Below are 18,349 nucleotides of genomic sequence, written 5' to 3' on the forward strand. Positions count from 1 at the left end.
TCGGTGCGGTCCGTCTGTCGGACCGGGCAACTGAGAGCGTCAGAAAACTCCTTTTTTCAGACGTTCGCGCTACGCAGTGTCCGTCCGCACCTTCGCCAAGCCCGGAAGGAGAAACCCATGGGACAGCGTACGCCTCTGTATGACCTTCATCTCGCCCTTGGCGCGAAGATGGTCGATTTTGGCGGTTGGGATATGCCTTTGCATTACGGCTCGCAGGTCGAAGAACACCATCAGGTGCGTCGCGACTGCGGTGTGTTCGATGTATCCCACATGACCGTGATCGACGTCGCCGGCCCCCAGGCCAAGGTCTGGCTGCAGCGCTTGCTGGCCAATGACGTCGACCGCTTGCAAGACACAGGCAGTGCCTTGTACAGCGCGATGCTCAATGAGCGCGGCGGCATCGTCGACGACATGATCATCTACCGTGTCGAAGACGGTTATCGCCTGGTCTTCAACGCCTCGACCCGCGATCAGGACCTGGCCTGGATGCAGGCACAACTCGGTGACTACGACGCGCAACTGCATGAGCGCCCCGAGCTGGCGATGCTGGCGATCCAGGGCCCCCACGCCCGGCAGAAGATTGCCGAGCTGGTCACGCAATCCCGTGGGCAAATCATCCAGCAACTCAAGCCTTTCGAAGGGCGCGCCGACGGCGAATGGTTCATCGCCCGGACCGGCTACACCGGCGAAGATGGCCTGGAAATCGTCCTGCCCGCCCAGGAGGCCCCGAGTTTCTTCAACGACCTGGTCGGCGCAGGCATTTCGCCCATCGGCCTCGGCGCCCGCGACACCTTGCGCCTGGAGGCCGGCATGAACCTCTACGGCCAGGATATCCACCAGGATGTTTCACCGCTGGCCTCGAACATGGCCTGGAGTATCGCCTGGGAACCGGCGAGCCGTCAGTTCATCGGGCGCAGCGCGCTGGAGACCGAGCTGGCCAGCGGTGTGCAGCACAAACTGGTCGGACTGGTGCTGGAAGAACGGGGTGTTTTGCGCGCCCACCAGGTGGTTCGCATCGCCAATGTTGGCGAAGGGGAGATCACCAGTGGTAGTTTTTCTCCTACGCTTAGCAAGTCGATCGCCCTGGCACGTGTTCCGATGGCAACCGCCGACCGTGCCGAGGTAGAAATTCGCGGCAAGTGGTACCCGGTACGGGTGGTCAAACCGACCTTCGTCCGCCATGGCAAAACCCTGATCTAACCTTTTGCGGCGGGCCGCTGGCCGCTGACACTTTCTATTGAGGACACAGAATATGAGCGATATCCCTGCCGAACTGCGTTTTGCCGAAAGCCATGAGTGGGCGCGTCTGGAGGCCGACGGCTCTGTTACCGTGGGCATCAGTGATCATGCGCAGGAAGCCTTGGGCGACGTGGTCTTTGTCGAGCTGACCGAGGTCGGCACGGTCTTTGAGGCGGGCGCCCAGGCCGGCGTGGTGGAGTCGGTCAAGGCCGCTTCCGATATCTATTCCCCGATTGCAGGTGAAGTGATTGCAGTCAATGAAGAACTGAGCGGTTCGCCTGAGCTGCTGAACTCCGATCCGTACGGCGCCTGGATCTTCAAGCTCAAGCCAAGCAACACGGCTGAGCTGGACAAGTTGCTGGACGCGGCGGGTTACAAGGCTGCCATCGGCGAATAAGGACGACTGCACCTGCGGGAGCGAGCTTGCTCGCGATAGCGGTGGATCAGCGGCATTGATGTGGGCTGACACTCCGCTATCGCGAGCAAGCTCGCTCCCACAGGGGGTTGGGATAGCCCTGGGATTTTCACCGGGCAAAAAGATGCCGCTCATCGAGCGGCATTTTTTATTGGCCGGGCATCAGTCCTGGGCGACGGCGTTTTTCGCCAGGATCGCGTTGGCCAGTTCCATGTCGGTGGCGTGCAGGCCTGGGTTATCGGCACGCACTTTCTGCATCGCCGCTTCCAGGTAAGGGCCACGGATACCGCCATCGCTGGCGACGAAGCTGCCGGCGTCGTCCTGGGCGGCGACGATCAGTTTGTGATCCTTGAAGGTCAGGTAGGTGGAACCGGTGGTCGCACCGGACGAGATGACGTTACGCCAAAACGTGTCGGCCATTGCCGAGCCAACAGGAAGAGACAGCAAGGCTAGGGTAGCGACAGCAAGTTTGAGACGCATGATAGGTGACTCCACTGGGTTAACTATGACGTTGGATTACCTGCGTCTCGATTCAGTTCCATGACTTGTCAGTCAGCCCGTTCCACCTGCAGCACCGCGCCCTCCTGCGCCACCACCCTGACCCGCGTGCCAACGGGCGATTCGGGCCCCTTGGCCAGCCAGACACTGTCGGCCACCTTGATCTTGCCGCGGCCATCGACAATCGCTTCATGCACCAGGAAGACCTTGCCGATCAGTTCCTGCCCGCGCAGGTTCAGGTGCGGCTGATCGCTTTGGCGCACAGCGCTGCGCTGGCGTCGCCACCAGTACAGTGCCGTGGCGATGGCGAACAGGCCGAACAACAGGAACTGCAGCTCCCATGGCATCTGCGGCAGGAAGAACGTGAGCACGCCGACTGCCGCGGCGGCCATGCCGATCCACAGCAGGTAACCACCGGCGCCGAACACTTCAAGGATCAGCAGGATGACGCCCAGCGCCAGCCAGTCCCAGTACGACATGTGTTGCAGGAACCCCCACATACGCGCGCCTCAGGCTTTCTTGCTGTCGAAGGTGGCCCTGACGATCTCGCCGATGCCACCGACCGCACCGATGACCTGGCTGGCTTCCAGCGGCATCAGGATCACCTTGCTGTTGTTGGCCGACGCCAGTTTGCCCAGTGCATCGATGTATTTCTGTGCGACGAAGTAGTTCACGGCCTGGACGTTACCGTCGGCAATGGCCTGGGACACCACCTGGGTGGCCAACGCTTCGGCTTGCGCCTGGCGCTCGCGGGCCTCGGACTCCAGGAACGCCGCCTGGCGGCTGCCCTCGGCCTCGAGGATCTGCGCCTGCTTCTTGCCTTCGGCGGTGAGAATCGCCGATGCGCGCAGGCCCTCGGCTTCGAGGATCTGGGCGCGCTTGATACGTTCGGCTTTCATTTGCCCCGACATGGCGGCCATCAGGTCGGCCGGGGGGCTGATGTCCTTGATCTCGATCCGGGTGATCTTGATGCCCCACGGCGCCGTGGCTTCATCGACGGTGCGCAGCAGTTTTTCGTTGATGCCGTCGCGCTGGCTCAGCATCGCGTCCAGCTCCATGGACCCCAGCACGGTGCGGATATTGGTTTGCAGGAGGTTGCGGATGGCGTGCTCGAGGTTATTCACCTCGTAGGCCGCCTGGGCCGTATTGACCACCTGGAAGAAGCACACGGCGTCGATCTGTACCGTGGCGTTGTCGGCGGTGATGACTTCCTGGGGCGGGATGTCCAGCACGCTTTCCATGACATTGATCTTGCGCCCGATGCGATCCATCACCGGGATGATGATGTTCAGGCCGGGCTTGAGGGTGTTGGTGTAGCGGCCGAACCGCTCGACAGTCCATTGGTAGCCCTGGGGCACGACCTTGAAGCCCATGAAGAGAATGGCGACCACCAGGCCGATGAAAAGTAAAAGTACGCTACCGATCTGCATGACGGTTCCCTGTGCGAGTTGAGATGGACCTGCGAGCCCTGAGTGTAGGGCAAGCGGCCATTATCCTCACTCTGTGGGAGCAAACTCTGTGGGAGCAAAGCTTGCTCGCGATGCAGGCGCCTTGCTTCCCCGGGAGACCGCGTCATTTTCATCGCGGGCAAGCCTTGCTCCCACAGCCTCTCGTCACAGCTACTTCTGTTCGCTCTGCGGTGTCACGCGCAGGACTTCCTCGACGGTGGTCAAGCCCGCCGCCACCTTTTGCGCCCCCGACAGCCTCAGGCTGCGCATGCCTTCCTTGAAGGCCTGGCGGCGCACCGCCAGCAGGTCGGTGTCGGGGTGGATCAAGGCCTTGATGCTGTCGGTCAGTTGCATGATTTCGTAGACACCGGCGCGGCCGCGGTAACCGGTGTCGCGGCATTCCAGGCAGCCGACGGCCTGTTGGGCATTGCTCGGCAACGGTGCCTGCCAGGGCCGCGTCAGGGTCTGCCAGTCGTCTTCGTCCAGGGCCAGCGGGGCCTTGCATTGCGGGCACAGGGTGCGCACCAGCCGTTGGGCCATGACCCCGAGCACGGTGGCCTTGATCAGGTAATGGGGCACACCCAGCTCCAGCAGGCGGCTGATGGCGCTCGGCGCGTCGTTGGTGTGCAGCGTCGACAGCACCAGGTGCCCGGTCAGCGCCGCCTGGATCGCCATTTCAGCGGTTTCCAGGTCACGGATCTCACCGATCATGATGATGTCCGGGTCTTGTCGCATCAGTGCCCGTACCCCGGCGGCGAAGGTCAGGTCGATGTTGTGCTGGACCTGCATCTGGTTGAAGGATGCCTCGACCATTTCAATCGGGTCCTCGATGGTGCAGAGGTTCACTTCCGGCGTCGCCAGTTTCTTGAGCGTGGTGTAGAGGGTGGTGGTCTTGCCGGAACCGGTAGGTCCGGTCACCAGGATGATGCCATTGGGCTGGCGGGTCATGTCCTGCCAGCGGCGCAGGTCGTCGGCGGAGAAACCGAGCTGGTCGAAATCCTTGAGCAGCACTTCCGGGTCGAAGATCCGCATGACCATTTTTTCGCCGAACGCCGTGGGCAAGGTCGACAGGCGCAATTCCACTTCGCCGCCGTCCGGGGTCTTGGTCTTGACCCGGCCGTCCTGGGGTTTGCGTTTTTCCGCGACGTTCATCCGCCCCAGGCTCTTGAGGCGGCTGACGATCGCCATCGTGACCTGCGGCGGAAACTGATAGACGGTGTGCAGCACCCCGTCGATGCGAAACCGTACCGTGCCCTGCTCGCGGCGCGGTTCGATGTGGATATCGCTGGCCCGCTGCTGGAAGGCGTATTGGAACAACCAGTCGACGATATTGACGATGTGAGCGTCGTTGGCGTCCGGCTCCTGGTCACTGGCCCCCAGGTTGAGTAACTGTTCGAAATTGCTCAGGTTGCTCGGTTGCTGGTCGGTCGTGGTGGCGCCGCTGACCGATTTGGCCAGGCGATAGAACTCCACGCTCAAGCGTTGGATATCCACCGGGTTGGCGACCACCCGCTTGATCGGCAGCTTGAGCACGTGGGTCAGGTCGGCTTCCCAGCTGCTGACGTAGGGTTGTGCGCTGGCAACGGTGACGGCGTCACGATCGACGGCTACTGCGAGGATCTTGTGGCGCTGGGCAAAGGCATAGGACATCAAGGGCGTCACGGCCGCTACGTTGATTTTCAGCGGGTCGATGCGCATGTAGGGTTGGCCGGCCTGCTGGGACAACCACAGGGTCAGGTTCTCCAGGTCCAGGCGCTTGCCGGGTCGACTGAGGTCGTCCAGGTGTTGGTTGGCAATGAACTCCAGCGGATGTAGCTGGCTATTGGCGCTGTGGCGTCGGCGGGCGTTGAGCGCGGTTTCGGCTGAATCCTGGCTGATGAAGCCCTGGGTGACCAGTTGGCGCAGCAGATCATTGAGGTCCAGCCAGCGGTCCTGAGTGGCGTGTTTGGTGGACATGCGGGTTCCTATTGGACAATTGCAGCAAAGCCGCGATACAGACGCTTCGGCGTCCTCGCTCGGTCTGCAAAAGAATAGTCCCGACCCTGTGGTCCGTTGGGCCACTACCCGACCAATGCGTTACCAGGTCTTGCCCGTGGGGCGCTCAGCCGGCCGCCTGGGTCGGCTCAACCCTCGTAAATTCAGCGCTTTGCAGGTCCACCGAGCACATGCCGATCAGGTTACGTAGTTTTTCAGCGATCACCTGGGCTCGGTGCCAACTCAGCCCATCCAGGCCGATGTCCAGCGACAGCAGATCGTCGAGGCGCTCGACGCGCACGTGCCGTGGCGTCAGGCCCTGCAAGGCAAACAGGTTCAACGCCCGGCACAGCAGATCCGGCTCGGCCTCGGCCAGCATCTGGTACTGCACTCGGCAATGGGCATTGGCGGCGTGCCAGACGTCCGCGCGGGTCGTGGTTGTGGCAACGGCTTCGAGTGGGGGCATGGGTGGTCTCCTGGGATTCGGGAGAAATATTTACATGTGTCGCGGGGTATTTCTTATCTAAGATGAGTGGTTCTAGCGATTTTTCGAATCGCTTGATTCTCCAAATCATTATTTATGGGTTTGTTTATGCAAAGCGAGCTGGATGGCTACGACCGCCGGATACTGGCGCTGCTGCAAGAGGATGCCTCGCTGTCCAGTGCGCAAATCGCCGAGCAGGTCGGCTTGTCTCAATCGCCGTGCTGGCGGCGGATCCAGCGGATGAAGGAGGAGGGCATCATCCGTGCTCAGGTGACGTTGCTGGATCGCAAGAAAATCGGCCTGAACACGCAGATCTTCGCCGAAGTGAAACTCAACGCCCATGGCCGTTCGAACTTCACCGAGTTCACCGAGGCGATTCGCGGCTTCCCCGAAGTGCTGGAGTGTTATGTGTTGATGGGGGCGGTGGATTTTCTGCTGCGTATCGTCACGGCGGACATCGAGGCGTATGAGCGATTCTTTTTCGAAAAGCTGTCGATGGTGCCGGGGATCCAGGAAGTGAATTCGATCGTGGCGCTGTCGGAGATCAAGTCGACGACGAGTTTGCCGGTGGTGCGCTGAAGCTTGTTTCCAGGGTGTTTGTGCTGGCCTCATCGCGAGCAAGCTCGCTCCCACAGTTGATCTTCAGCGGCCACTAGATGTGGTTACAACGCTGAACCCCTGTGGGAGCGAGCTTGCTCGCGATGGCGGCATCACAGGCGCAGCAAAGTCTTCCAAGCCCGATTCTGGTACACCGCAATCGCCTGCTGCTTGCGTGCATCCAGGGTTTCGTCGGTGATGGGTTGGTTGGCCAGTTGCGCCAGCTTGTTCAGCTCACCATAAAGGCGATCCATTTCCGGGATCTCCAGCACATGACGGGCGTGGTGCAGCCAGGCCTGGATGCGTTCGATACGCGGCAGTTGCTCGGCGAGGTCTTCCGGCTGCTGCTGATAGCGTTGCAATTGCAGGGACGAGGATTCTTCCCCCAACAGACGTGGCAGCCAGCTGCCCAGTTGCGCCGCGCCCTGGCGATTGCCACGGGTGTTGCGCTCGGCGGCCCAGCTGCGGGCCAGCAGCCAGCGTGAGGTATTGAGGGAAAACAGGCCCCAGCGCGGGTCTTGCAGCTCTTCAAGGAACTGTTCCGGCGCGGCCTTGCGCACGTCTTCGTCGTCCAGGCCGGCCTGGACCAGCGGACGCCAGTCTTCCAGCAACGCGTCCAGGGCCAGGCGCAGGTCGTGGGTCGATTGGCGTGGCGCGGCCTGGCCGAGGCTGCTGAGCAGGGCACGCAGTTCGGCGAGGTTTTCCACCCAGTCCTGCAGCAGGCGCCAGTGGCCGTTGAAACGGTATTGTTCGGCCAGGCGCTGGCTGCTGCCGAGCAAATGCCAGCTCAGCGCGGCGAAGGCGTCATCCAGCGGCGTTTCGGCGGTCAACTGCGGGGCCGGCAGGCTCAAGGCATAGCTGCCCGCGTCATGCAGGCGATAGCCACGCTCGGCCTTGCTGATGTCGCACGGCATCAAGGGCAGGGTCGCGGCCAGCTCGGCGGCCAGTTCCAGCAGGGCGGCGGGCTCGCCTTCGCGCAATTCCAGCTCCAGTTCGCAGATTTCTTCCTTCTGCTTGCCCACCACGACGTGGCCCAGGTCCAGGGCGGCTTCGATGACCACCTTGCTTTTGCCACGGCCCCAGGCGATTTCAGCGCGTTCGCGGACGAAATCGGTGGTGAAGATGGCCTTGAGGGTTTTTTTGTCCAGTTCGGCCAGGGCCTCGGGCCAGCACTCGCCGTCGAGCTTCTTCAGGTCAAGCTTGGCCTTGGGCAGGTGCCAGTCGTATTCATTGCGTTCGGACAGGCCGGCGACGCTCTGGCCACGGGTCTTGAGGGTCTGGATCACCTCTTCGCCGTCGCGGCGCAGGCGCAGGGCGACCTTGGCCCGGGCCAGGTCGCGTTCTGGCGTGTCGAAATACTGGTTCATCAATTCGTGGCGTTCCCAGCCACTCTTGTTGCGTTTTTTCAGCAGCGGATGCTCGCGCAAGGCTGCCAGGGTCTCGCGGCTGACGCGGAGTTTGATTTCGGTTTCTTTCTGCATGGCCGGAAAATCCAGGGATCGGGTGCGCAGCCGGGGGAAGGTGTGGCTGCCAAGGCCGTGCAGTGTACAGGACTCGATCATCCTACGCGCCGCGACGGTTTATTCCTTGCGCCGGATGGTTCTATGATGGACATCAATCTGTAAGCCTGGAGTCAGCGATGCCTTTGCCGTCCATGAAAGATCAATTCGCTGCCCTGATCGCCACGCCTTCGGTCAGCTGTACCCAACCTGGGCTCGACCAGTCCAACAGTGCCGTGATCGAGCTGCTGGCAGGCTGGCTCACCGAGCTGGGGTTCTCCTGCGATGTCCAGCAGGTCAGCCCCGGCAAATTCAATTTGCTGGCCAGTTTCGGCAGTGGTCCCGGCGGCCTGGTGTTGGCGGGTCACAGCGACACGGTGCCGTTCGACGGTGCGTTATGGCAGACCGATCCATTGAAGCTCACCGAGGTCGATGGCCGTTGGGTGGGCCTGGGCAGTTGCGACATGAAGGGTTTTTTCGCCTTGGCCATCGAAGCGGTCAAGCCGCTGCTGGACCAACCGTTCAAGCAACCGCTGCTGATCCTCGCGACCTGTGACGAAGAAAGCTCCATGGCCGGCGCCCGGGCCCTGGCCGATGCCGGTCGACCGTTGGGGCGCGCGGCGGTGATCGGCGAGCCGACCGGCCTGCGACCGATTCGCCTGCACAAGGGCGTGATGATGGAGCGCATCGATATTCTCGGGCGCAGCGGCCATTCCTCCGACCCAAGCCTGGGCCGCAGCGCCCTGGAAGCTATGCACGATGCCATGGGCGAATTGCGTGGCCTGCGCCTGCAATGGCAGCGTGAATTCCGTAATCCGCAGTTCAGCGTGCCACAACCGACCCTGAACTTCGGTTGCATCCACGGTGGCGACAATCCCAACCGGATCTGCGGCCAGTGTTCCATGGAATTCGACCTGCGGCCGTTACCGGGCATGGACCCGCAAGTGCTGCGGGCGGCGATCCGGCAGAAGCTCGAGCCGATTGCCGAGCGACACCAGGTCAAGATCGACTATGCGCCGCTGTTCCCCGAAGTGCCGCCGTTCGAGCAGGCCGAGGACGCCGAGTTGGTCCGCGTGGCCGAACGACTGACCGGCCATCGCGCCGAAGCAGTGGCGTTCGGCACCGAAGCGCCTTATCTTCAGCGCCTTGGCTGCGAAACCCTGGTGCTCGGTCCTGGCGATATCGCCTGTGCCCACCAACCGGGCGAGTACCTTGAAATGTCACGTTTGCAACCTACCGTACAGCTGTTGCGGCAGTTGATCGGCCATTACTGCCTGACGCCGGCCACGGCCGGTTAAATTGTGCCCTTGCGGGCCCGTATTCATCACATGAGGAGAGCGCGCGTGTCGCCAAGCCTGTTCCGACGATAACCACCAGCCCGTTGTGCGTTCTGTTTCGTCTTTTTTTGGCTGTTATTTATTACAGGTCCAGGTTCATGCCCGAATACGTCAATTGGCTTCGTCACGCTTCGCCCTACATCAACGCCCACCGCGATTGCACCTTTATCGTCATGCTGCCCGGCGACGGGGTGGAACACCCCAATTTCGGCAACATCGTCCATGACCTGGTGCTGCTGCACAGCCTCGGCGTACGCCTGGTGCTGGTCCACGGTTCGCGCCCGCAGATCGAGACCCGCCTCGCGGCACGGGGCCTGACGCCCCATTACCACCACGGCATGCGCATCACCGATGCGGCGACCCTGGAGTGCGTGATCGACGCGGTCGGCCAGTTGCGCATCGCCATCGAGGCACGCCTGTCCATGGACATGGCCTCCTCACCCATGCAGGGCTCGCGGCTGCGGGTCGCCAGCGGCAACCTGGTCACCGCGCGTCCTATCGGGGTGCTCGAAGGCGTGGATTATCACCACACCGGTGAAGTGCGCCGGGTCGATCGCAAGGGCATCAACCGCCTGCTGGACGAGCGCTCCATCGTGTTGCTGTCGCCGTTGGGTTATTCGCCCACTGGGGAGATCTTCAACCTGGCCTGTGAAGACGTCGCCACCCGGGCGGCCATCGACCTGGCGGCCGACAAGCTGTTGCTGTTCGGCGCCGAGCAAGGGCTTATCGGCGAGGACGGACGGCTGGTTCGGGAGTTGCGCCCGCAACAGGTCCCGGGCCACATGCAACGCCTGGGCAGCGACTATCAGGCCGAACTGCTGGATGCGGCGGCCCAGGCCTGTCGTGGCGGCGTCGCACGCAGCCACATCGTCAGCTATGCCGAGGATGGCGCGCTGCTGGCTGAACTGTTCACCCGCGATGGCAGCGGTACGCTGGTGGCCCAGGAGCAATTCGAGGTGGTACGTGAAGCGGCCATCGAAGATGTCGGCGGCCTGCTGGACCTGATCAGCCCACTGGAAGAGCAGGGGATTCTGGTGCGTCGCTCCCGCGAAGTGCTGGAACGCGAGATCGAGCAGTTCAGCGTGGTCGAGCGCGAAGGCATGATCATCGCCTGCGCGGCGCTGTACCAGATCGCCGACTCGGATGCCGGGGAGCTGGCCTGCCTGGCGGTGAACCCGGAATACCGCCACGGTGGCCGGGGCGATGAACTGCTGGAGCGAATCGAAACCCGGGCTCGGGCCCAAGGGCTCAAGACGCTGTTCGTGCTGACGACCCGGACCGCCCACTGGTTCCGCGAACGCGGTTTCGAGCCCAGCAGCGTCGACCGTCTGCCGGCAGCGCGGGCGTCACTCTACAACTATCAGCGTAATTCGAAGATCTTCGAAAAAGCCCTGTAGAGCCGTCCTGAACCCTTGCGCGACCGCGATCTTGATTTCAGACAATGAGCAGCTAGTCTGGAACGCTCAAGATCGCACCGTGCGCGAGCCGTCGTGATCAGGATCGAAGCCATTGGAGGCGCCGGAGCCTATTTCGCCGCAGGATGAGCGGACCTCGCAAAAAGCCCGATAAAACACCATTCAGTAATCCTCGCTATCGCCGATAAGCCTTTCCACGGCTTGATGACGCTTTGCTGGCAACCATATGTCGAAACGAGCTGAAAACTAACGAAACAATTCTTTTTGGATTTATAGAGAATCCATTATTCTGCGGGCCGGTGTAGCGGGGTTAGACCTTGGTCGTAGTCACAAATGGTTACGATTGACTTGTCAGTCACGGTCTGGCGCTAATCGCGCATCCGCGGATTCCGGGCGTTCGATCCGGAACCAAAGACACACAAGAATTAGAAAACGAGAGGAGCGAAGCATGAACAAGTCCACCTTGGCCCTGGCTGTGGCCGTTGGGGTTTTGGCGCAGCAGGCAGGCGCCGCCGGTTTTATTGAAGACAGCAAGGCTACCTTGGGTCTGCGTAACTTCTACATCAACACGGATAACCGTGATTCGGCTGCTACAACGAACAAGTCTGAAGAATGGGGCCAAGGTTTCGACCTGCGCTTCATTTCCGGCTACACCCAAGGCACCGTCGGCTTCGGTATCGATGCCATCGGCCTGCTGGGTATCAGGCTGGATTCGGGCGGCGGTACCAACGGTGCCTCCAATAACAGCTACGGCGGCACGGTCTTCCCGAGCAAGTCCAACGGCGAAGCGGTGGATAACTTCTCCAGCCTGGGCCTGACCGCCAAGGCGAAGATCTCCCAGACCGAGCTGAAGCTGGGCACCCTGCAGCCAAAACTGCCGGTCATCGTGACCAACGATGGTCGTCTGCTGCCGCAAACCTTCCAAGGTGGCCAGATCACCTCGAACGAGATCAAGGACCTGACGCTCGTCGGCGGCCAGATCGAGCACGCCAAGGGTCGTAACTCCAGCAACAACGAGGAGTTGTCCATTGCCGGTGCGAACGGTCGTACCGCCAGCGGTCGCGACAGCAACAAGTTCATCTACGGTGGCGGTGACTACAAAATCACCAAGGACCTGACTGCCCAGTACTACTACGGCAACCTGGAAGACTTCTACAAGCAACACTTCCTGGGCCTGATCCACAACTGGGCCATCGGCCCGGGTGTACTGAAGTCCGACCTGCGTTATTTCAACAGCCGCAGCGACGGCGCCAATGGTCATGACTCCACCTACTACACCACTGGCTACTATGGCGGCAGCGTCACCAAGGGCAAGGTCGACAACAACCTGTACAGCGGCCTGTTCCTGTACACCGTTGCCGGTCACACCTTTGGTGGTGGTTACCAGGCGAGCAACGGCGACAGCGATTTCCCTTGGCTGAACCAGGGCGACGGTTCGTCGGCTTACCTGACCACCGACATGCAAATCGCCAAGTTCGCCCGTGCCGGTGAACGTACCTGGCAGGGTCGCTACTCGTACGACTTCGCCAAGCTCGGCGTTCCTGGCTTGACCGCTGGCGTCATCTACCTGCGCGGCGACAACATCGACCACGCCACCGGTGACAAGACCGAGTGGGAACGTGACATCACTGTTGGCTACGTCGTACCGGAAGGTGCGCTGAAGAACGTTGGCGTGATGTGGAAAAATGCTACCTGGCGCAACGACATCCCAGGTCAGCGCGACCAGGATGAAAACCGCCTGATCGTCAGCTACTCGATCCCGCTGCTGTAAGCAACGCGCTCACCTGACGAAAAAAAGCCCCGCCCGGCATCACGCCGGGCGGGGCTTTACGTTTTTCGAGTCGGGCCCACCCCTGTAGCCTTCCTCGAAACTTCTCCTCTTTCAGCAACTCGAGGCCTTCTCGAACCTCGATGACGATCTTGGGCCGGTAGGCGTAATGGCGCCAGTGAACAGTTTTTTATATTCACTAATGATCTAGATAAATTGATATTTATTCTTTTTAAATCAATCGAAACCGGTGCAAAGTTGGGCTCACGACAACCTCATCCAGGAGCCGCACCATGAGCCTCAGACTTGGCGACATCGCCCCCGACTTCGAGCAGGATTCCAGCGCCGGCAAGATTCGCTTCCACGAATGGCTCGGCGACAGTTGGGGTGTGCTGTTTTCCCACCCGGCGGACTTCACACCGGTATGCACCACTGAGTTGGGCCTCACCGCCAAGCTCAAGGACGAGTTCGCCCAGCGCGGGGTCAAGGCCATTGCCCTTTCGGTGGACCCGGTGGACTCGCACCATAAGTGGATCGAGGACATCAACGAGACTCAGAACGCCGTGGTCAATTTTCCGATCCTGGCCGATGCCGACCGCAAGGTGTCGGACCTGTACGACCTGATCCACCCCAATGCCAGCGACACCTTGACCGTGCGCTCACTGTTTGTGATCGACCCGAACAAGAAGATTCGCCTGACCATCACCTATCCGGCCAGCACCGGGCGCAATTTCAACGAGATCCTGCGGGTGATCGATTCCCTGCAGCTGACCGACAACTACAAAGTCGCCACCCCGGCCAACTGGCAGGACGGTGATGAAGTGGTGATCGTGCCGTCGCTCAAGGATGAAGAGGAACTCAAGCAGCGCTTTCCCAAGGGTTACCGCGCCGTGAAGCCTTACCTGCGCCTCACCCCGCAACCCAATCGCTGACGCAACACCTGATCCGAACCTGTGGGAGCGAGCTTGCTCGCGATGACGTCGGATCTGCCAGCGTCAATGTCGGCTGATCCACCGCTATCGCGAGCAAGCTCGCTCCCACAGGTTGGTCTTTCTGTGCACCAAGGGTTTTGGCCGTTTCGACGGCCTTTTTTTATTGCGCCAGGGAAAGGATATTTAATATATCTAGATTGCATAACCAAATGAATAAATATGATTTAAAGATATATGAATCCCCTGTTATGGTTTGACCCATGCAGCGAGATCGCCCGCCGCGAATCGCACGTGACAGTTAAGGAAGGGTAGGCATGTTGGTCGTCTCACTCGGTGGCAGTCCCAGCCAACGCTCCCGCTCAGGGGTGCTGCTGGAACGTTCGCAACGCTGGTTGCAGCAGCAAGGTGTGGAAGTGGTGAGTTATCAGGTACGCGACTTCCCGGCCGAAGATCTGCTCCATGCCCGTTTCGACAGCCCGAAGGTGGTCGACCTGCTCCAGCAGATCGAAAACGCTGATGGCCTGTTGATCGCCACGCCGGTGTACAAGGCGTCTTTTTCCGGCGCACTGAAGACTGTGTTGGACCTGCTGCCTGAGCGCGCCCTGGCCCATAAAGTGGTGTTGCCGATGGCAACCGGCGGCAGCATCGCCCACATGCTGGCGGTGGACTACGCCCTCAAGCCGGTGTTGTCGGCGCTCAAGGCCCAGGAAATGCTCCACGGGATCTTTGCCGAAGACAGCCAGATCGCTTACGGCGAGGGCAGCGCCCAGGCGCAATTGACGCCGGCCCTGCAACAGCGCCTGAATGAGGCGCTGGAACAGTTTTTCAGTGCCATGGCCCGTCGGCCCAGGCCGCTGGACCCCAATGTATTGAACGAACGTTTGCTGAGTGCTCGCTGGAGCATTTGAAGCCCGAACACCCTGATTCAACTCACCTTACTCAGCCGCCAACGGCCCAGCAGGTGCAGCCAAAACCCCACAGCAGAAAGGAGAGGCGCCATGCGCACTGTCATTTTGCGTCGCGGGCTGGTCGCTCTGTTTGCTGCGGCTGTGTCCCTCGGCGTCATCGCTCAAGCTCAAGCCGAGACCTTGCGGATCGGTTATCAGAAATACGGCACGCTGGTGCTGCTCAAGGCCAAGGGGTCGTTGGAGAAGCGCCTCGCCGCCCAAGGCGTGGACGTGCAATGGACCGAGTTCCCCGGCGGCCCGCAGCTGCTGGAAGGCTTGAACGTCGGTTCCATCGACTTTGGCGTGACCGGTGAAACCCCGCCGGTGTTTGCCCAGGCCGCGGGCGCCGATTTGCTCTATGTCGCCTACGAACCACCGGCACCCACCAGCGAAGCCATCCTCGTGCCCAAGGGGTCGGCCATCCAGTCGGTGCAAGACCTGAAGGGCAAGAAAGTCGCGCTGAACAAAGGCTCCAACGTCCACTACCTGCTGGTGCGGGCGCTGGAAGACGCCGGCCTCAAGTATTCCGATATCCAGACCGTGTTCCTGCCGCCGGCCGACGCCCGTGCCGCGTTCGAACGGGGCAGCGTGGACGCCTGGGTGATCTGGGACCCGTACCAGGCTGCCGCCGAGCAACAGTTGCAGGCACGCACCCTGCGTGACGGCAAAGGCATCGTCGATAACCACCAGTTCTACCTCGCCACCAAACCCTATGCGCAGAAGCACCCGCAGGTCATCACGACCCTGGTGGAGGAAGTGCGCGCAGTCGGCGAGTGGTCCAAGGCCAACCCTGAAGACGTGACCAAGCAGGTCTCGCCGCTGCTGGGCCTGCCGGCGGACATCACCCTGACGTCGGTGAAACGCCAAGGCTACGGGGCGCTGTTCCTCACGCCGGAAGTGGTGGCGGCACAACAGAAAATCGCCGACAGCTTCTACCAGCTCAAATTGATTCCCAAGCCCTTGAGCATCAAGGACGTGATCTGGACGCCGCCGGCGGCCGTCGCGAACGCGCAGTAATTCGATTCCTTTAGGAGACCACTCCATGAGCCTCAATATTTTCTGGTTCCTGCCTACCCACGGCGACGGCCATTACCTTGGCACTGCCGAAGGCGCCCGCGCCGTCGATCACGGTTACCTGCAGCAGGTCGCCCAGGCGGCGGATCGACTGGGCTTCGGCGGGGTGCTGATCCCCACCGGGCGTTCCTGCGAGGACTCCTGGTTGGTGGCCGCTTCGTTGATTCCCGTGACCCAGCGCCTGAAATTCCTCGTGGCCCTGCGCCCCGGGATCATTTCCCCGACGGTGGCGGCGCGTCAGGCCGCGACCCTCGACCGGTTGTCCGGCGGGCGGGCGTTGTTCAACCTGGTGACCGGCGGTGACCCGGACGAACTGGCCGGCGATGGCCTGTTCCTCGACCACGAGCAACGCTACCAGGCCTCAGTGGAGTTCACCCGCATCTGGCGTCGGGTACTGGAAGGCGAGACCGTGGACTACGACGGCGAGCACATCAGTGTGAAGGGCGCCAAGCTGCTCTATCCGCCGATCCAGCAACCGCGTCCGCCGCTGTATTTCGGCGGCTCGTCGGAAGCCGCCCAGGACCTCGCCGCCGAGCAAGTGGAAATGGTGCTGACCTGGGGCGAGCCGCCCGCGGCCGTGGCGGAAAAAATCGCCCAGGTACGGGCCAAGGCAGCGAAACTGGGCCGTACCGTGCGCTTCGGTATTCGCCTGCATGTGATCGTGCGGGAAACCAACGCCGAAGCCTGGCAGGCGGCCGACCGGCTGATCTCCCACCTGGACGACGACACTATCGCCCGTGCCCAGGCCTCCCTGGCGCGCTTCGATTCGGTGGGCCAGCAACGCATGGCCGCCCTGCACGGTGGCCGTCGCGACAAGCTGGAAGTCAGCCCCAACCTCTGGGCCGGTGTCGGCCTGGTACGCGGCGGTGCCGGTACGGCGCTGGTGGGCGATGGCCCGACCGTGGCGGCGCGGGTCAAGGAGTACGCTGACCTGGGCATCGACACCTTTATCTTCTCCGGTTATCCACACCTGGAAGAGTCCTATCGCGTGGCGGAACTGTTGTTCCCGCACCTGGACGTGGAGCGCCCTGAGCTGCCGAAAAGCCAGGGCTATGTGAGTCCGTTCGGTGAAATGGTCGCCAACGACATCCTGCCCAAAGCTGCGTCCCAGAGCTGAGGCGGCCATGAAGAAAATCATCCACAACCTCGCGCCCTGGGCGGTGCCGCTGCTGTTGCTGGCGGTCTGGCAACTGTCGGTATCGGCTGGCTGGTTGTCCACGCGGATCCTCCCGGCACCGGTGGCGGTGATCGAAGCCGGGGTCAACCTGGTGCGCAGCGGCGAAATCTGGACACACCTGGCGATCAGCGGTTGGCGCGCAGCAGTCGGTTTCCTGATCGGCGGGGGCATCGGCCTGACCCTGGGCTTCATCACCGGGTTGTCGAAATGGGGCGAACGCCTGCTGGACAGCTCCGTGCAAATGGTCAGGAACGTCCCGCACCTGGCGCTGATTCCGCTGGTGATCCTGTGGTTCGGCATCGACGAGTCGGCGAAGATTTTCCTGGTGGCCCTGGGCACGTTGTTTCCCATCTACCTCAACACCTACCACGGGATTCGCAACGTCGACCCGGCGCTGGTGGAGATGTCCCGCAGCTACGGCTTGTCCGGCTTCAGCCTGTTTCGCCAGGTGATCCTGCCGGGGGCCTTGCCTTCGATCCTGGTGGGCGTGCGCTTTGCCCTGGGTTTCATGTGGCTGACGCTGATCGTGGCGGAAACCATCTCGGCCAGCTCCGGCATCGGTTACCTGGCGATGAATGCCCGGGAGTTCCTGCAGACCGATGTGGTGGTGCTGGCGATTCTCCTGTACGCCGTGCTGGGCAAATTGGCCGACCTGGCCGCTCGCGGGCTTGAGCGGGTCTGGCTGCGCTGGCACCCGGCGTACCAAGTGAACAAGGGAGGTGTGGCATGACCGCCCAACAACCTCCGCATCTGCTGCGTGGCATCCCGCTGGCGGTGCGCAAGCTGCAAAAAACCTTCGGCACGCGCCAGGTCTTGCGCGACATCGACCTGCATATCCCGGCCGGGCAGTTCGTGGCCGTGGTCGGTCGCAGTGGCTGTGGCAAAAGTACCTTGCTGCGCTTGTTGGCTGGCCTCGATCAGCCCACCGGTGGACAGCTGCTGGCCGGTTCGGCGTCGTTGAGCGATGCACGGGAAGACACGCGGCTGATGTTCCAGGAGGCACGTTTGCTGCCCTGGAAAAAAATCATCGATAACGTCGGCCTCGGTCTCAAGGGCAATTGGCGCCCGCAAGCGTTGCAGGCACTGGAAGCGGTGGGCCTGGCCGACCGCGCCCATGAGTGGCCGGCGGCGCTGTCCGGCGGCCAGAAGCAACGGGTGGCCCTGGCCCGCGCATTGATTCATAAGCCCCGGCTGTTGCTGCTCGACGAACCCTTGGGAGCGCTGGACGCCCTGACCCGTATCGAGATGCAGCAACTGATCGAAAACCTCTGGCGGCAGCACGGCTTCACGGTGTTGCTGGTGACCCACGACGTCAGCGAAGCGGTGGCGATTGCCGATCGGGTGATCCTGATCGAGGACGGCCAGATCGGCCTCGACCTGGCCATCGACCTGCCGCGTCCACGGGCTCGCGGCTCTCATCGCCTGGCGAGCCTGGAAACCGAAGTCCTCAACCGTGTGCTGTCCTTGCCCGGCCAACCGCCGGATCCCGAACCCGTTTCACCCTTGCCCACGCAATTGCGTTGGGCGCAATAACTTCATCCAGAC

At 61.9% G+C, this 18,349-nt stretch carries 18 protein-coding genes; 12 read left to right on the forward strand and 6 right to left on the reverse strand.

Annotated elements, in window-relative coordinates; genetic code table 11:
• Window positions 1-117: 117 nt before the first annotated feature.
• Both gcvT and gcvH read left to right on the forward strand, forming a co-directional pair.
• Window positions 118-1,200, forward strand: coding sequence for a glycine cleavage system aminomethyltransferase GcvT (gcvT, locus tag AO356_RS13055; RefSeq protein WP_060740140.1), 1,083 nt, complete (start codon window positions 118-120; stop codon window positions 1,198-1,200).
• Window positions 1,201-1,252: 52 nt separating this feature from the next.
• Window positions 1,253-1,636, forward strand: coding sequence for a glycine cleavage system protein GcvH (gcvH, locus tag AO356_RS13060; protein ID WP_060740141.1), 384 nt, complete (start codon window positions 1,253-1,255; stop codon window positions 1,634-1,636).
• A gap of 180 nt (window positions 1,637-1,816) precedes the next feature.
• Here the strand turns inward: gcvH and AO356_RS13065 are convergent, their stop codons facing one another.
• From AO356_RS13065 to AO356_RS13085, 5 genes are all read right to left on the reverse strand, one after another.
• Window positions 1,817-2,134 carry a DUF2388 domain-containing protein gene (locus AO356_RS13065; protein WP_060740142.1) on the reverse strand — a complete coding sequence of 106 codons (318 nt, stop codon included), beginning with the start codon at window positions 2,132-2,134 and terminating at the stop codon, window positions 1,817-1,819.
• Between the two features lie 68 nt (window positions 2,135-2,202).
• Complete coding sequence (locus AO356_RS13070) at window positions 2,203-2,652, reverse strand: NfeD family protein (protein ID WP_060740143.1); 450 nt, start codon at window positions 2,650-2,652, stop codon at window positions 2,203-2,205.
• Between the two features lie 9 nt (window positions 2,653-2,661).
• The gene (locus AO356_RS13075) at window positions 2,662-3,582 is read right to left on the reverse strand and encodes an SPFH domain-containing protein (protein WP_014340768.1); all 921 of its coding nucleotides are present in this window, start codon (window positions 3,580-3,582) and stop codon (window positions 2,662-2,664) included.
• 189 nt (window positions 3,583-3,771) lie between these two features.
• Window positions 3,772-5,556 (reverse strand): GspE/PulE family protein, encoded by a 1,785-nt coding sequence (locus AO356_RS13080; protein ID WP_060740144.1) that lies wholly within the window; start codon window positions 5,554-5,556, stop codon window positions 3,772-3,774.
• Window positions 5,557-5,701: 145 nt separating this feature from the next.
• Window positions 5,702-6,040, reverse strand: a complete 339-nt coding sequence (locus tag AO356_RS13085; protein ID WP_060740145.1) for a hypothetical protein — start codon at window positions 6,038-6,040, stop codon at window positions 5,702-5,704.
• 126 nt (window positions 6,041-6,166) lie between these two features.
• On the opposite strand from AO356_RS13085, the gene AO356_RS13090 reads away from it, so the two are divergent.
• The gene (locus AO356_RS13090; RefSeq protein ID WP_060743113.1) at window positions 6,167-6,637 is read left to right on the forward strand and encodes an Lrp/AsnC family transcriptional regulator; all 471 of its coding nucleotides are present in this window, start codon (window positions 6,167-6,169) and stop codon (window positions 6,635-6,637) included.
• A 131-nt stretch (window positions 6,638-6,768) separates the two neighbouring features.
• On the opposite strand, the gene AO356_RS13095 is transcribed toward AO356_RS13090, so the two are convergent.
• On the reverse strand, window positions 6,769-8,136 hold the full coding sequence (locus AO356_RS13095; RefSeq protein WP_053189063.1) for an inorganic triphosphatase: 1,368 nt from the start codon (window positions 8,134-8,136) through the stop codon (window positions 6,769-6,771).
• Window positions 8,137-8,294: 158 nt separating this feature from the next.
• Between AO356_RS13095 and argE the strand changes: the two genes are divergently transcribed.
• The 9 genes from argE to ssuB all read left to right on the forward strand — a co-directional run bounded on the left by argE (window position 8,295) and on the right by ssuB (window position 18,337).
• On the forward strand, window positions 8,295-9,452 hold the full coding sequence (argE, locus tag AO356_RS13100; RefSeq protein ID WP_060740146.1) for an acetylornithine deacetylase: 1,158 nt from the start codon (window positions 8,295-8,297) through the stop codon (window positions 9,450-9,452).
• A gap of 137 nt (window positions 9,453-9,589) precedes the next feature.
• Window positions 9,590-10,888: an amino-acid N-acetyltransferase gene (argA, locus tag AO356_RS13105; RefSeq protein WP_053126389.1), complete on the forward strand. Its 1,299-nt coding sequence runs from the start codon at window positions 9,590-9,592 to the stop codon at window positions 10,886-10,888.
• Window positions 10,889-11,354: 466 nt separating this feature from the next.
• Window positions 11,355-12,677: an OprD family porin gene (locus AO356_RS13110; protein WP_060740147.1), complete on the forward strand. Its 1,323-nt coding sequence runs from the start codon at window positions 11,355-11,357 to the stop codon at window positions 12,675-12,677.
• 290 nt (window positions 12,678-12,967) lie between these two features.
• On the forward strand, window positions 12,968-13,606 hold the full coding sequence (locus AO356_RS13115) for a peroxiredoxin (protein ID WP_024617266.1): 639 nt from the start codon (window positions 12,968-12,970) through the stop codon (window positions 13,604-13,606).
• A 314-nt stretch (window positions 13,607-13,920) separates the two neighbouring features.
• Window positions 13,921-14,514, forward strand: a complete 594-nt coding sequence (gene ssuE / locus AO356_RS13120; RefSeq protein ID WP_060740148.1) for an NADPH-dependent FMN reductase — start codon at window positions 13,921-13,923, stop codon at window positions 14,512-14,514.
• Window positions 14,515-14,604: 90 nt separating this feature from the next.
• Window positions 14,605-15,570: a sulfonate ABC transporter substrate-binding protein gene (locus AO356_RS13125; protein ID WP_060740149.1), complete on the forward strand. Its 966-nt coding sequence runs from the start codon at window positions 14,605-14,607 to the stop codon at window positions 15,568-15,570.
• A 25-nt stretch (window positions 15,571-15,595) separates the two neighbouring features.
• Window positions 15,596-16,744: an FMNH2-dependent alkanesulfonate monooxygenase gene (gene ssuD / locus AO356_RS13130; RefSeq protein WP_060740150.1), complete on the forward strand. Its 1,149-nt coding sequence runs from the start codon at window positions 15,596-15,598 to the stop codon at window positions 16,742-16,744.
• 7 nt (window positions 16,745-16,751) lie between these two features.
• The gene (gene ssuC / locus AO356_RS13135; protein ID WP_060740151.1) at window positions 16,752-17,534 is read left to right on the forward strand and encodes an aliphatic sulfonate ABC transporter permease SsuC; all 783 of its coding nucleotides are present in this window, start codon (window positions 16,752-16,754) and stop codon (window positions 17,532-17,534) included.
• Window positions 17,531-18,337: an aliphatic sulfonates ABC transporter ATP-binding protein gene (ssuB, locus tag AO356_RS13140; RefSeq protein WP_060740152.1), complete on the forward strand. Its 807-nt coding sequence runs from the start codon at window positions 17,531-17,533 to the stop codon at window positions 18,335-18,337. Before ssuC ends, ssuB begins: the two co-directional genes overlap by 4 nt.
• Window positions 18,338-18,349: the final 12 nt, after the last annotated feature.

This window comes from Pseudomonas fluorescens (genome assembly GCF_001307275.1).
GTDB classification, from domain to species: Bacteria; Pseudomonadota; Gammaproteobacteria; order Pseudomonadales; family Pseudomonadaceae; genus Aquipseudomonas; species Aquipseudomonas fluorescens_AA.